The sequence below is a fragment of the Stappia sp. genome, assembly GCF_048268045.1.
Classification (GTDB): Bacteria; Pseudomonadota; Alphaproteobacteria; order Rhizobiales; family Stappiaceae; genus Stappia.
On record NZ_JBLWWG010000002.1, the window covers coordinates 192,769 to 206,123 of the forward strand.

General features: G+C 68.5%; 10 protein-coding genes. 5 read left to right on the forward strand and 5 right to left on the reverse strand.

The window, feature by feature from the left end:
* Positions 1-92 precede the first annotated feature (92 nt).
* On the forward strand, positions 93-1,310 hold the full coding sequence (gene rlmN, locus ACN0WF_RS03430) for a 23S rRNA (adenine(2503)-C(2))-methyltransferase RlmN (protein WP_417771377.1): 1,218 nt from the start codon (positions 93-95) through the stop codon (positions 1,308-1,310).
* An 11-nt stretch (positions 1,311-1,321) separates the two neighbouring features.
* Positions 1,322-1,807 (forward strand): translation initiation factor IF-3, encoded by a 486-nt coding sequence (locus tag ACN0WF_RS03435; protein WP_417771378.1) that lies wholly within the window; start codon positions 1,322-1,324, stop codon positions 1,805-1,807.
* Positions 1,808-1,828: 21 nt separating this feature from the next.
* On the opposite strand, the gene ACN0WF_RS03440 is transcribed toward ACN0WF_RS03435, so the two are convergent.
* The 5 genes from ACN0WF_RS03440 to htpX form a co-directional block, all read right to left on the reverse strand.
* Complete coding sequence (locus ACN0WF_RS03440) at positions 1,829-2,215, reverse strand: YkvA family protein (RefSeq protein ID WP_417771379.1); 387 nt, start codon at positions 2,213-2,215, stop codon at positions 1,829-1,831.
* A 245-nt stretch (positions 2,216-2,460) separates the two neighbouring features.
* Positions 2,461-4,077 carry a bifunctional phosphoribosylaminoimidazolecarboxamide formyltransferase/IMP cyclohydrolase gene (gene purH, locus ACN0WF_RS03445; RefSeq protein WP_417771380.1) on the reverse strand — a complete coding sequence of 539 codons (1,617 nt, stop codon included), beginning with the start codon at positions 4,075-4,077 and terminating at the stop codon, positions 2,461-2,463.
* Positions 4,078-4,197: 120 nt separating this feature from the next.
* A complete protein-coding gene (locus ACN0WF_RS03450; protein ID WP_417771381.1) occupies positions 4,198-5,949 on the reverse strand; it encodes a heparinase II/III family protein in 1,752 nt (583 codons plus the stop codon).
* Between the two features lie 114 nt (positions 5,950-6,063).
* Complete coding sequence (locus ACN0WF_RS03455) at positions 6,064-7,569, reverse strand: RsmB/NOP family class I SAM-dependent RNA methyltransferase (RefSeq protein ID WP_417771382.1); 1,506 nt, start codon at positions 7,567-7,569, stop codon at positions 6,064-6,066.
* Positions 7,570-7,743: 174 nt separating this feature from the next.
* Complete coding sequence (gene htpX, locus ACN0WF_RS03460; RefSeq protein ID WP_417771383.1) at positions 7,744-8,694, reverse strand: zinc metalloprotease HtpX; 951 nt, start codon at positions 8,692-8,694, stop codon at positions 7,744-7,746.
* Between the two features lie 129 nt (positions 8,695-8,823).
* Here htpX and ACN0WF_RS03465 point away from each other — a divergent pair, with 129 nt between their 5' ends.
* The 3 genes from ACN0WF_RS03465 (at position 8,824) to ACN0WF_RS03475 (ending at position 13,323) form a co-directional block, all read left to right on the forward strand.
* The gene (locus ACN0WF_RS03465; RefSeq protein WP_417771384.1) at positions 8,824-9,093 is read left to right on the forward strand and encodes a DUF1674 domain-containing protein; all 270 of its coding nucleotides are present in this window, start codon (positions 8,824-8,826) and stop codon (positions 9,091-9,093) included.
* Positions 9,094-9,324: 231 nt separating this feature from the next.
* On the forward strand, positions 9,325-10,566 hold the full coding sequence (locus ACN0WF_RS03470; protein WP_417771385.1) for an aminotransferase class I/II-fold pyridoxal phosphate-dependent enzyme: 1,242 nt from the start codon (positions 9,325-9,327) through the stop codon (positions 10,564-10,566).
* A gap of 3 nt (positions 10,567-10,569) precedes the next feature.
* On the forward strand, positions 10,570-13,323 hold the full coding sequence (locus ACN0WF_RS03475) for a DNA translocase FtsK 4TM domain-containing protein (RefSeq protein ID WP_417771386.1): 2,754 nt from the start codon (positions 10,570-10,572) through the stop codon (positions 13,321-13,323).
* The last annotated feature ends 32 nt before the right edge of the window (positions 13,324-13,355 follow it).

A 13,355-nucleotide genomic window follows, 5' to 3' on the forward strand; every position in this document is an offset into this window, starting at 1 on the left:
TGACACCGCCTTTTGGCGTTTGCCACAAGGCGCTCCGACGGGCGCCGCCCGCTGCGGATGACCCTGGTGGGAGCTGTTTCCTGGATCGCGACATGACTGTGACCTTGCTTGATGCCACTGGTGCGGCCGCCGTGAAGCCGTCCGCCGCCGGATCCGCCGAAAAGCCGAGCCTCATCGGCCTCGACCGCCAGGCGCTTGGCGAGGCGCTCGCCGGCATCGGCGTGCCCGACCGTCAGATCCGCATGCGCGTCGGCCAGCTCTGGCACTGGCTCTATGTCCGCGGTGCGTCCGACTTCTCGGAAATGACAAATGTCTCCAAGGACATGCGCGCCTTGCTCGAGACCGCCTTCACGATCGCACGTCCGGAAATGGTGTCCGAGCAGGTGTCCAGCGACGGCACCCGCAAGTGGTTGTTCCGCTTTCCGCCGCGCGGCGCCGGCCGACCGGTCGAGATCGAGACAGTCTATATTCCCGAGGAGGGGCGCGGCACGCTTTGCGTCTCGTCACAGGTCGGCTGCACGCTGACTTGCAGCTTCTGCCATACGGGCACGCAGCGGCTGGTGCGCAACCTGACGGCGGAAGAAATTCTGGCCCAGGTGCTGGTCGCGCGCGACCGGCTCGGCGATTTCCCCAAGGGGGAGACACTGGCCGGCGCGGCTGTGCCAAGCGAGGGCCGTCTCGTCACCAACATCGTGATGATGGGCATGGGCGAGCCCCTGTACAATTTCGACGCGGTGAAGACGGCGCTGCTGATCGCCTCCGATGGCGACGGGTTGTCGCTGTCGAAGCGGCGCATCACGCTGTCGACCTCCGGCGTTGTGCCGATGATCGAGCGCACGGGCGCGGAAATCGGCTGCATGCTGGCGATCTCTCTGCATGCGGTGCGCGACGAACTGCGCGACGAACTGGTGCCGATCAACAAGAAGTGGAACCTGGCGGCGCTGCTCGAGGCCTGCCGCAACTACCCCGGCCTCAACAACGCCCGCCGCATCACCTTCGAATATGTGATGCTGAAGGGCATCAACGACAGCCTTGCCGATGCGCGCGAGCTGGTGCGGCTGCTCAAGGGCATCCCGGCGAAGATCAACCTGATCCCGTTCAACCCCTGGCCGGGCTCGCCCTATGCCTGTTCCGACTGGGAGCAGATCGAGGCGTTCGCCGAGGTGGTGAACCGCGCCGGCTATGCGTCGCCGATCCGCACCCCACGCGGGCGCGACATTTTCGCCGCCTGCGGCCAGCTCAAGTCCGAGACCGAACGCCTCAGGGCGCGTGAGCGGGCGGCGCTGGAAGCCTCCGCCGGCAACGCCTGAGCAGGGCCGGCATGGTTGACGGCGGGCGGCTTCTCGCCCAGTCCATTCGCATCGTCTTCGCGCTGGTGCTGGCCATCGTCGCGGCGGGGTTTTTCATCGCCTTCGGCCTGTTCCGAGCCCTCGATCCGGCGACCGATCCGGTTGGCGCGGGCGCTGCGTTCGGCTTTGCCATCGTCGGGACCAGCGTGATTGGCGGGCTGGCGTTCACGCCGGCGTTCGTCGGCATTCTCGTTTCCGAGCTGTTCCGCCTGCGCGGCATCGTGTTTCACCTCGCCGTGGGCGGAGCGATCGGCGCGGTCATGTGGATGATGGGAGATGGCGCGCGCGCAGGCGAAGCAGCGGCGCGCGGCATGCTGGTGCCGGCCGCTGCCGGCTTTGTGGCTGGCTTCGTCTACTGGCTTGTCGCCGGGAGACAGGCGGGCTGCTGGCGCGTAAACGCGCCGCCTTCAACGGATTCGGATCCGGAACGCTCCGAGCCAGGCAAGCGACCGCGTTAACACCGCCGCTTGCGCCAGGCTTCAGGCCGCTTTTTTCTTCAAGCCGTTCAAGGAGCTGCGCGCGGCTTCGATGTGCTCGTCGCGCACGTGGGCGCGCACCAGCGCCATCACGCCCATCAGCACGCTGGCGTCGTCCGTGTAGCCGATGCCGACCAGCATGTCGGGAATGGCATCCATCGGCATGACGAAATAGGCCAGCGCCGCCAGGATGCCGCCGCGCACGCGCACCGGCGTCGCCGGGTCGAGGGCGCAGTAGTAGCTGGCAATCACGTCCTGCATGAAGGGGATCTGGCCTGCGGCCTTGCGGGCGGCATCGAAGATGCGCGCCGAGACCCTGGCCTTTTGCTCTTCCTGCTCGGGGCCGAGATAGTCCGCATCGAAGCCCGGATTTTCGGAACCGTTGCCCATGTCACGTCCTCCCTGTCGAGACCGTCTTTTCGCCTCCCGGAACCCTGTTCGGTTCCGCAAGGGCGCTTGCGACCTCTTCTTATTTGGGAAGTCTAGACGTCAATTGCAAAGGCGGCGCGACAGTCCCGCGCCGCGACACAAGCGCGCTGGACAGTTCTGACAGGAGGTTTTCGCGCAGAACCCGGGAAGAAAATCGAAGGGCCGCCCTCAGGGGCGGCCCTTTGTCTTGTCATAAGGCCTGATGCTCAGTGGCGGAAATGGCGCATGCCGGTGAAGACCATGGCAAGGCCGGCCTCATCGGCGGCATCGATGACTTCCTGGTCACGCATGGAGCCACCCGGCTGGATCACCGCTGTCGCGCCCGCGTCCGCTGCCGCCAGAAGGCCGTCGGCGAAGGGGAAGAAGGCATCGGAGGCGACCACCGATCCGATGATCGCCGGCGTCTCCTGACCGGCCGCCTCGGCGGCGTCCTGGGCCTTGCGGGCGGCGATGCGGGCGCTGTCGACACGGCTCATCTGCCCGGCGCCGACGCCCACTGTCGCGCCTCCGCGGACATAGACGATGGCGTTCGACTTGACGTGCTTGGCGACGCGGAAGGCGAACTTGAGATCCGCCAGTTCCTGAGCGCTCGGCTGGCGCTTGGTCACCACCTTGAGGTCGAGATCGTCGACATTGCCGGTGTCGCGGTCCTGAACGAGCAGGCCGCCGGCGACGGACTTGACGACCTTGGCCTCGGCACGGGTGTCGGCGAGACCGCCTGTCAGCAGCAGGCGCAGGTTCTTTTTGGCGGCGACAATCTCGATTGCCTCGGGGCTGGCGTCGGGCGCGATGATCACCTCGGTGAAGATCTTGACGATCTCGGCGGCGGCCTCGGCATCGAGCGGCCGGTTGAGGGCGACGATGCCGCCAAAGGCGGAGACCGGGTCGCAGGCCAGCGCCTTCTCGTAGGCGGCCTTCAGGGTCTTGCCGGTGGCAACGCCGCAGGGATTGGCGTGCTTGATGATGGCGACCGCGGGCGAAACGGCGGGATCGAACTCCGAGACCAGCTCGAAGGCGGCGTCCGTGTCGTTGATGTTGTTGTAGGACAGCGCCTTGCCCTGCACCTGGCGGGCGGTGGCGACGCCATAGCGGGTTTCCGGGGTCTTGTAGAAGGCGGCTTGCTGATGCGGGTTCTCGCCGTAGCGCATGAGGCTGGCGAGCGTGCCGCCAAAGGCGACATGGGCGGGCGCATCCTCGCCGATCTCGCCGGCGAACCAATTGGAGACGGCCGCATCATAGGCGGCGGTGCGGGCAAAGGCCTTCTGGGCGAGCTTGCGGCGCAGCTCCAGCGGCACCTTCCCGTCGTTGGCGTCCAGCGCCTCGACCACCGACGCATAGTCCGCCGGATCGCTGACCATGGTCACATAGGCGTGGTTCTTGGCCGCGGCGCGGGTCATCGCCGGACCGCCGATGTCGACATTCTCGATCGCCAGCGCGAAGTCGGCGCCCGAGGCGACGGTTTCCTCGAACGGATAGAGATTGACGCAGACGAGATCGATGCCCTGGATGCCGTGGGCCTCCATCGCGGCGCGGTGCTCGGCGTCGTCGCGAATGGCCAGAAGCCCGCCATGGACGGAGGGATGCAGCGTCTTGACGCGGCCGTCCATGATCTCCGGAAAGCCGGTGACCTCGGAAATGTCCGTGACCTCAAGGCCCGCGTCGGCCAGCGCCTTACGGGTGCCGCCGGTCGAAACCAGCGCGACGCCGCGCGACGAGAGCGCCTTGGCGAAGTCGATCAGGCCGGTCTTGTCGGAAACCGACAGGAGGGCGCGTTTGACGGGAACGAGATCGGGAACGGGGATGCGCTTGGACGCAACGGCCATGGTACGGATCCTTCGGCTTTCGGCGGGGGAGACGATGGCAGCGCCGTAGCACGAAGCAGCGCCAACCGGAAGCCGGAAGCGCCTGAAAAGCCGAAATGCCGTTACGGAAACCGTTGATGGCTAAAGGTCGAGTTCCTCGCCGGGTTGACCGTCGCTGACGCGCCGGCGCGCGGTGCGGGCCGAGGCCGTGCGTCGAAGCTGCCAGGCCGCCTCGCGGCGATGGGCGAAACGGCCGTAGATGACGATCTGCTCGGTGCGGCGATGGCCGAACGTGTCGGAGAGATAGATGGATTCCTCGATAGCCATCTCGCATCCCGGCGCGACGAACTCCCATGCCTCGCCATCGGCGGCGAGCAGAACGATGGCGGTGCCGCCGCGCAGTGTCGAGGCCTTGATCGCCGGATGCAGGTGGAAACGGATGGCGAATTCGTCGCGCACCGGCACCTTGCCCGTCGCCTTGAACCGGTCGATGCCGTCGAGCACGGTGCCATCCTCCGACAGGGTCAGATCACGCTGGTGCACCATGTGATGGCTATCCTGGTAGCCATTGTGGCTGGCCACGACGCGGATGCCGGCCGGGCCTTCCTCGCGCTCGACCGGCACGCTGGTCGGGCCGGAGAGGATCGGCGAGCCGAGCCAGCCGCCATAACGGGTGTCGGAGAGGAAGCGGGCGGAGGACATGTCGCCGAGGGTCGCGGTCGAATGGGCGGCGGTGGCGCGTGCCACCTCGCGCCAGGCGCCGCGCTCGGTGTTGGAGACGCCGCAATTGACGATGATCCGCGTGCGCCGCGACGACAGCTCGAAGGAGAGGCAGCCGGCATGGGCATTGTGGCTGAGCGGCAGCGGCGGCGGCCGGCCCGTTTCCACAAGCACCACGGTGTCGCCGGCTGTCATGCGTTGGTAGCCGGAATGCGGCGCGTTGACGGGGGGCTGGCCGCGCGCATCGTCATAGGCAAGGATCGTGGCGACGAGATCGGCCGGTGTCGAGCCCATGCCGTTGAAATGGGCGAAGGCGCCGTCGCCATGGCGGAAGAAACGAACCATCGGCATCATCCGGTCGATGGCTTGCATGACCGTCTGAGACGAGGGCATGCCCTGCACCGTCAGAGCCTGGCGCACCGGCAGCAGGTCGACGAGAATGTCGAGAAGAGCGGCCGGGTTGCGTGAGACATGGCCGCCGTCGGGCAGAACCTGGCGGGCCAGCTCCTGGTCGAGACGGCGCATGCTCTGGCGCACGTAGCGCCCCTGGCCGGACATGGAGACGGTGGCGGCGGCGACGGCGATCGTCGCCTGCAGCCGCGGCACGCCGTCGGGCGTCTCGTTGATGGTGCGGCGCAGGTAGCGGACCTGGCGCGCGAGCGAGCGCAGGAAGCGGCGGTAGAACTCCCGGTCGCACCCGTCGAGAATGAGCGGCGATTGCGACAGCCAGGCGAGCACCCGGCGGGTGACCACCGTCTGTTCCCAGCCGATGTCGTGCCAGTAGCCGCAGTGGCGCATCCAGTCGTCGACGAGCGCGCGGGCGTTCTGGCGGGCGACGATGGTCTCGGCCGCCTTCAGGTGGCGCAGCCAGCCAAAGCCATGGAGCGCCCGCGCCCAGTCGGCCGAGGGCGGCTCGATCTCGAACGGCGTGCGGCCGAGTGTCTCGCCGATCTGGCCGGCGAAGAGGAAGCGTCCCGCGTAGATGTCGGCGGCATTGGTGCCGTCGGCCGTGCGCAGGTCCTGCGGTGCGATGAGCAGGCGCTGCGGCGACCCGGAAAACGGCCGCCAGCGGAACAACGGGCCGCCATGGACCCACCGCAAGAGGTTAACCCAGGCCGTCTGCGCGAGAAGACGCCAGACCCGTGCCCGTTCGGCGAAGGATGAAAGCGTCATCTGCGTCAAGATCCCTCCCGAACGTTTGAATCAATGGCCACCGTCGCCGGGCCAGTTTCACGGAACAGGGTTAGCGATCCGTTACGCTTGAGCCGACAATTCGTGCGGATGTCTTCAGGGAGCGGTTACCGGGGCGTTTCGCGGCACGCGACGGAGGCGGGCGGCGAAGAAGCCGTCGAGGCCGCCCTCGGCCGCCTCGGGGCGGGAGAGCTGCGCCGGCAGCGTCCTGAGGTCGCCGGCCGGCGTGATCGCGGCTTCGAGCCCGTCGATGCCGGTTTCCTCCGCGCTGGCGGGATCTCGGACGAAATCCGGGTTGGCGGCGAGGAAGGCATCGACCACCGCCTCGCCCTCCTGCGGCTCCAGCGAACAGGTGCAAAAGACCAGCCGTCCGCCCGGTTTCAGCCAGCCGGAGGCGCGCTGCAGAAGCACGGCCTGCCGCTCGGCAAGGGCGGCGACATCCTCCTTGCCCCGGGTCCAGGCGACTTCCGGGTGGCGTCGGATGGTGCCGGTCGCCGAGCAGGGCGCGTCGAGCAGGATGGCGTCGAAACGCTCGGCCGGCTCGAAGGCGGAAAGATCGGAGGTGACGGTCCTGGCGTCGAGGCCGAGGCGCTTCAGGTTTTCCGACAGGCGGCGCAGCCGGCGCTGCGAGATGTCGACGGCGGTGACCCGGGCGCCGGCGGCCGCGAGCTGGGCGGTCTTGCCGCCGGGCGCGGCGCAGAGATCGGCGACCTCGAGCCCTTCGACCGGACCGAGAAGCCGGGCGGGGATCGAGGCGGCGGCGTCCTGCACCCACCAGGCGCCCTCATCATAGCCGGCGAGCTGGTCGACGCGGCCGCTGCCGTGGAAGAGCCTGAGCGTCTGGGGACCGAGTTTCACCGCACCGAGCTTTTCCGCCCAGCCGTCGATGTCGCCGCGCACCGTGAGATCCAGGTTGGGCTCGTGGCGGTGCATCAGCGCGATGGCGCGGGCGGCTTCCTCGCCGTGGGCGCGCTGCCAGTTGGCGTAGAGCCACACCGGCGCGGTGCGCCAGGGCTCGCTGGTCGCCTCGAGCAGCGCCTCGCGCTCCCGCGAAAGGCGGCGCAGCACCGCGTTGACCAGCCCCTTGTAGGGGCGCGCGCGCTCGTCGCGCTCTGCCGCCCGCACGGCAAGGTCGACGGCGGCGCGGTCGGCGACGTCGAGAAACAGGATCTGCGCTGCCGCGACATGAAGGATATCGTGAACGATGCCGCTCTTTTCCGGGACCGGCTTCGCGACGAGGCGGGTCAGCATTGCCGCGATCTGACCGCGCCGGCGGAGCGCGGCGCCGAGAATCGCGCGCACCAGGCCGCGGTCGCGCGCGTCGAGCGCACCGTAGCCCGCATGACCGCGCGTCTCGTCGAGATCCTCGTCGAGGGTGCGCCGGCCGGCGATCACGCGGCCAAGAATATCGATCGCCGCCAGCCGCGCAGCGAGACCTTCGACCGTGACGTCGCTCCGGCGTGGCGTCCTGTCGCGATCCTGCGTCCGCTCGGCCGGTCCGCCGGGCTTGCCGGTGCCGCCGCGACCAGCGGGCGCCCCTGAACGGTGCGGCGGTTTCGAGCCGGTGCGGCCCTTGGCGGAATTTCGGTCGGAAGTGGTCACGTTCGTCGGCTTTCGGGGGGTTGGCGCCCGCGTGGTCTGGCGCGTCGCGCTTGACGCGCGCCTGCGGGGCGAAGAGCGCTTATGCACGCTTTGCGTGGCGCTTCACAAGGAAAAAGGCCGAAACGGGCCGCCGCCCCCGGTCGTTCGGGGGCGCGGCCCGCGCATGGTGCTTGGTTATCCCCAGGGCCCGCGACGGGGCTCGCTGGAGGCGCGTGCGCGGCGACCCCAGGGGCCGGGCGGATCGGTGCGCGGCGCGCCGCCGGTCATCGGCGCGGGGCTTCCGCCGCCGCCGGCGAGCTCCATCAGCGCGCGGATGCGGTTTTCCGTGTTCGGGTGGGTGGAGAAGAGGCCGTCCATCTTCTCGCCCGACAGCGGGTTGATGATGAACATATGCGCGGTCGCGGGATTGTGTTCCGCATCCGGATTGCGGATCTGCGCCGCCCCGCCGGCAATCTTTTGCAGGGCCGAGGCGAGCCACATCGGGTTGCCGCAGATCGCGGCACCCTCGCGGTCGGCGGCATATTCGCGCGTGCGGCTGATCGCCATCTGCACCAGCATCGCGGCTAGCGGGGCGACGATCATCGCCAGCAGCACGCCGACGAAGCCGAACGGGTTGTTGTTGTCGCGGTTGCCGCCGAAGAAAAAGGCGAAGTTGGCGAGCATCGAGATGGCACCGGCGATGGTCGCGGTGATCGTCATGATCAGCGTGTCGTGGTGCTTCACGTGGGCAAGCTCATGCGCCATGACGGCGGCCACTTCCTCGCGCGTCAGGCTCTGCAGCAGGCCCGTTGTCGCGGCGACGGCGGCGTTCTGCGGGTTGCGGCCGGTGGCGAAGGCGTTCGGCTGCGGGTTGTCGATCAGATAGACCTTCGGCATCGGCAGGCCGGCGTTCGCGGCAAGCTGGCGCACGATGTGGAAGAGCTCCGGCGCCTGGCGTTCGTCGGCCTCCACGGCATGGTGCATCCTCAGCACCATCTTGTCGGAGTTCCAGTAGCTGAAGAGATTCATGGCACCGGCCACGACCAGCGCGATGATCATGCCGCCCTGGCCGCCGATCATGTAGCCGATGCCCATGAACAGCGCCGTCATCGCGGCAAGAAGAAGTGCCGTGCGAAAATAGTTCATAGGGGTCTCTGCCCTCCAGCAACACGCGGACGCCGTTTCACAGGCGCGCCTTTCATCCTATATGTTGGCGGCGAGCGGCGGCTTCGCAAGAGCGAACAGCCGGACGGATTGCGCACTAGGAGGCATCAGATGGACACATCGACCAAGAAAACCGACCCTGCTTCCGGGTTTTCGCAGACCGAGATCGCGGTTTCCGGCGGCGATGCGGCCGAGGCAACGCGTCGGCGGTTCGAGGATCTCCCGCCGGCGGCGCAGCGCGCGCTGCGCGAAGCCGACGCCAGACGCCAGGCCATCGATGCGCGCGCCGAAACATTGCCGCGCGAGGTCGACGGGCGCGGCGGGCTGGAGCCGACCCGCTACGAGGACTGGGAAGTCAAGGGCATCGCCTGCGACTTCTGAGCGGTGTCGCACCTGCCTCCGGCCGGGCTGATTGCATTTCCCTGCGCGGAATGCGGCTTGGTTAATGAGCGATTTACCACCCATCGATAGGCTTGCGGCAAAGACGGGCAGATCCGTCGCGCGGTCGCAGGCCGTGCGGCGCGGTGCCCGCCGCATGGTCGCAGTCGGACAACGGGCCCTTTTGCTTCGGCGCAAGGCCCCCGGTCCGATCGATGGAGTCTGTCGAATAGCATGTCCGCACCCGCCGCAATGTCTCCGTCCGCCCCGTCCGCGCGCCAGGCTCTGCCCTCGTCCAATCCGTTCGAGCGGCTGGCCGCGCTGATCGCGGGCGTTGAACCCGGGCTCGATCCGCTTGTTATGACGATCGGCGAGCCGCGCCATGCCATGCCCGCCTTCGTCGGCAAGGTGATCGCCGACAATCTGGCCGACTTCAGCCGCTACCCCAACATTCGCGGCACCGATGCGTTTCGCGCCGCCGTGTCCGGCTGGCTTGACCGGCGCTACGGCCTTGCAGGATCGCTCGACGCGGCGCGCGGCATCCTGCCGCTCAACGGCTCGCGCGAGGGGTTGACGTTCGCCGCCGTTGGCGTGCGCGACTATCTCGCGGCGAAAGGTCGCGTTGCGCCGGCCGGCCGCGCGGCGGTGCTGATGCCCAATCCGTTCTACCAGACCTATGCCGCCGCCGCCCATCTGGCGGACGCCGAGTTCGTCGGCCTCGACGCCACACGGGCGACCGGCTTCCTGCCCGACCTTGACGCGCTCTCGCCCGACCTGCTCGACCGCACGCTCGCCTTCTACTACGCCTCGCCGGCCAACCCTCAGGGCGCGGTTGCCGATCTGGCGACCTGGCGCAAGCTCATCGAACTGGCCCGTCGCCACGGCTTCTTCATCGTCGCCGACGAGTGCTACTCGGAGATCTACCGGAGCACGCCGCCGGCGGGCGTGCTCGAGGCCGCCCACGCCATGGGCGCGGGCTATGCCAACATCGTGACGGTCAACTCGCTGTCGAAACGCTCGAACCTCGCCGGCCTGCGCTGCGGCTTTGCCGCCGGCGACCCGGACTTTCTCGCCGCCTGGTCGGGGTTCCGCGGGCTTGCCGCGCCGCAGGTGCCGCTGCCGCTGCAGGCTGTCGCTGCCGCGGCCTTCGCCGACGAGGCGCATGTGGCGGAAAACCGGCGTCTCTACAACGAGAAATACGCGGTCGCCGAACGCATCCTCTCGCCGCTCTTCGGCGCGGTCGTGCCCGAGGGCGGTTTCTTCCTGTGGCTCGATGTCGCCCGCTTCGGCGGCGGCGTCGAGGTGACGCGGAAGCTGTGGGCGCAGGCCGGGGTGAAAGTGCTGCCGGGCGCCTATCTGGCGCTCGACGGAGCCGCCGGAAATCCGGGCGCGGACTACATCCGTCTCGCGCTCGTCGACGACGCGAAAACCATCGAGACGGCGCTTTCGCGCGTCGTCGCCGTGCTCGGAGGCTGAACCATGCGCCGCGCCACATCCGTCCGCCCCGGCCGCGCCGCGGCTCTCGGCCTGGAAGACACGCAGGGACCGTTCAAGCGCTTCATGAAGCGCAACATGATCGGTGCCATGGGCCTTTCGCTGATCGCGCTCTGCGCGGCGCTGGCGGCCGCGCTTGCCACGTGGTCGACCGCCGACCCGAGCCTCAGCCACGCCACATCGGCTCCGGTGCGCAACGCGCTTGGCCCGGTCGGCGCGGTCATCGCCGATGTCTTCATACAGTCCATCGGCCTTGCCTCGGCGGTGTTCCTCGTGCCCGTGGTGTTGTGGGGCTGGCGTCTGCTGACGGCGCGCCAGACGCGCATCGCAACGCGCCGCATCGGCTTCTGGATCGCGGGAACCCTGCTTTCCGCCGGTGCGCTGGCGGCGCTGCCGGTGCCGGGGAGCTGGCCGCTGCCGACCGGTCTCGGCGGGTTTCTCGGCGATTTCGTGCATCTTCTGCCGGGCAAGCTGACCTCCGGCATGACCGCCGGCATGGCGGTCATCCTTGGCGTCTTCGGCCTCGGCATTCCCGCCGTGCTGTTCATGCTGCGGGCGGCCGGCTGGCTCGGTCGCGACCCTGAGCCCTTCCTTGCGCCGCTGCCCGAGCCGTCGCGTCATGCCCGCTCCGTCGGAACGGTTCCCGACTTTGACGAGGATGACGACGACGAAGACGAGCGTGGCGGCCGGCTTTCCGCCCTCATGGGGGCGGCCACTCATGCCGCGCTGCTGGCGCGGACGACGCTCCGGCGCATGGTCTCCGGCCGCAAGGCGGCACGCCGCCCCGTGCGCGCGTCCGCCGGTGCGGACGACTATGACGACGCGGATTGGGACGGCGGCTGGGAGGACGAGGCGGATGCGCCCCGCGAGACCGAGGACGATGATCCCGTCACCCGTCACGGCGGCTTCGCGCGGCTGCGCCGCACGCTGGCCAAGCGGTTGATGCCGGAGGAGGACGACGGTCTCGACGCCTTCTATCCCGCCGAGGCGGAAGAACTGGACGACGACGTCCCGGACGCTCCCGCCGGCACCATCGACGACCTGCCCGATCTCGACGACGATCCGCTCGACGAGATGCCGTTGCCGCGCGCCATCGCCGGTCCCGCCAGCCGTGCCGAAACCGCGCCGGCGCCGGGACGCGTCGTGCCGCCGGCCGGCCGGCCGAAGCCCGGGCGCCGCGTGCGTGAGGAAGCGCAACCCTCCTTCCTGCGCAATCCGGGAACCTATGAGCTGCCGGCGCTGCATCTGCTCGCCGAGGCGAAGGCCGGCACGCGCCAGTCCGCCGTCAACACCGACGCACTGGAGCAGAACGCGCGCATTCTGGAGGGCGTTCTGGAGGACTTCGGCGTGCGCGGCGAGATCATCGAGGTGCGCCCGGGTCCGGTCGTCACCCTCTATGAGCTGGAGCCGGCACCGGGCATCAAGTCGAGCCGCGTCATCGGCCTGGCCGACGACATCGCCCGTTCGATGAGCGCGATCTCGGCCCGTGTGGCCGTCATCCCGGGCAAGAACGCCATCGGCATCGAGCTGCCGAACCAGCGCCGCGAGACGGTGTTCCTGCGTGAGCTTCTCGCCTCTTCCGACTATGAGAAGAGCAAGGCCAAGCTGGCGCTGACGCTCGGCAAGACCATCGGCGGCGAGCCCGTGATCGCCGATCTGGCGCGCATGCCGCATCTGCTCGTCGCCGGCACCACCGGCTCGGGCAAGTCGGTGGCGATCAACACCATGATCCTGTCGATCCTGTACCGGCTGACGCCGGAGCAGTGCAAACTGATCATGATCGACCCGAAGATGCTGGAACTGTCGATCTACGACGGCATTCCGCATCTTCTGACCCCGGTCGTCACCGACCCGAAGAAGGCCGTCGTCGCGCTCAAGTGGACCGTCCGCGAGATGGAAGAGCGCTACAAGAAGATGTCGAAGATGGGTGTGCGCAACATCGACGGCTTCAACACCCGCGCCGCCCAGGCGGCGGAAAAGGGCGAGGTCTTCACGCGCACGGTGCAGACCGGCTTCGACCGCAACACCGGCGAGCCGATCTTCGAGGACGAGGAGCTGAGCCTCGAGCAGATGCCCTATATCGTCGTCATCGTCGACGAAATGGCCGACCTGATGATGGTTGCCGGCAAGGACATCGAGGGCGCGATCCAGCGTCTGGCGCAGATGGCGCGTGCCGCCGGCATCCATCTGATCATGGCGACCCAGCGTCCCTCTGTCGATGTCATCACCGGCACGATCAAGGCGAACTTCCCGACGCGCATCTCCTTCCAGGTGACCTCGAAGATCGACAGCCGCACGATCCTTGGAGAGCAGGGTGCCGAACAGCTGCTTGGCCAGGGCGACATGCTCTACATGGCCGGCGGCGGCCGCATCCAGCGTGTCCACGGCCCCTTCGTTGCCGACGAGGAGGTGGAGGACGTGGTGAGCCACCTGAAGCGCCAGGGCACGCCGCAGTATCTCGAGGCTGTGACGGAAGAGGACGAGGGCGGCGACAGCCCCTACGATGCGCTTGCCAGCGGTTCCGACGGCGAGGGCAACGACCTGTACGACAAGGCGGTGGCCATCGTCCTGCGCGACAAGAAGGCCTCGACCTCCTATATCCAGAGACGCCTGTCGATCGGCTACAATCGCGCCGCCTCTCTCATCGAGCGGATGGAGAACGAGGGCCTCGTGGGCGCGGCGAACCACGCCGGAAAGCGCGAGATCCTGGTGCAGAACGGCGTCGAGGAGGATTTCTGAGGGGGCTGGCCGGCAACGGACCCGTGCCATCC

Excerpts from the sequence above, each read along its gene's own strand:
- rlmN (WP_417771377.1), top strand. The coding sequence starts at position 93 with ATGACTGTGACCTTGCTTGATGCCACTGGTGCGGCCGCCGTGAAGCCG.
- ACN0WF_RS03435 (WP_417771378.1), top strand. The coding sequence starts at position 1,322 with ATGGTTGACGGCGGGCGGCTTCTCGCCCAGTCCATTCGCATCGTCTTC.
- ACN0WF_RS03440 (WP_417771379.1), bottom strand. The coding sequence starts at position 2,215 with ATGGGCAACGGTTCCGAAAATCCGGGCTTCGATGCGGACTATCTCGGC.
- purH (WP_417771380.1), bottom strand. The coding sequence starts at position 4,077 with ATGGCCGTTGCGTCCAAGCGCATCCCCGTTCCCGATCTCGTTCCCGTC.
- ACN0WF_RS03450 (WP_417771381.1), bottom strand. The coding sequence starts at position 5,949 with ATGACGCTTTCATCCTTCGCCGAACGGGCACGGGTCTGGCGTCTTCTC.
- htpX (WP_417771383.1), bottom strand. The coding sequence starts at position 8,694 with ATGAACTATTTTCGCACGGCACTTCTTCTTGCCGCGATGACGGCGCTG.
- ACN0WF_RS03465 (WP_417771384.1), top strand. The coding sequence starts at position 8,824 with ATGGACACATCGACCAAGAAAACCGACCCTGCTTCCGGGTTTTCGCAG.
- ACN0WF_RS03470 (WP_417771385.1), top strand. The coding sequence starts at position 9,325 with ATGTCCGCACCCGCCGCAATGTCTCCGTCCGCCCCGTCCGCGCGCCAG.
- ACN0WF_RS03475 (WP_417771386.1), top strand. The coding sequence starts at position 10,570 with ATGCGCCGCGCCACATCCGTCCGCCCCGGCCGCGCCGCGGCTCTCGGC.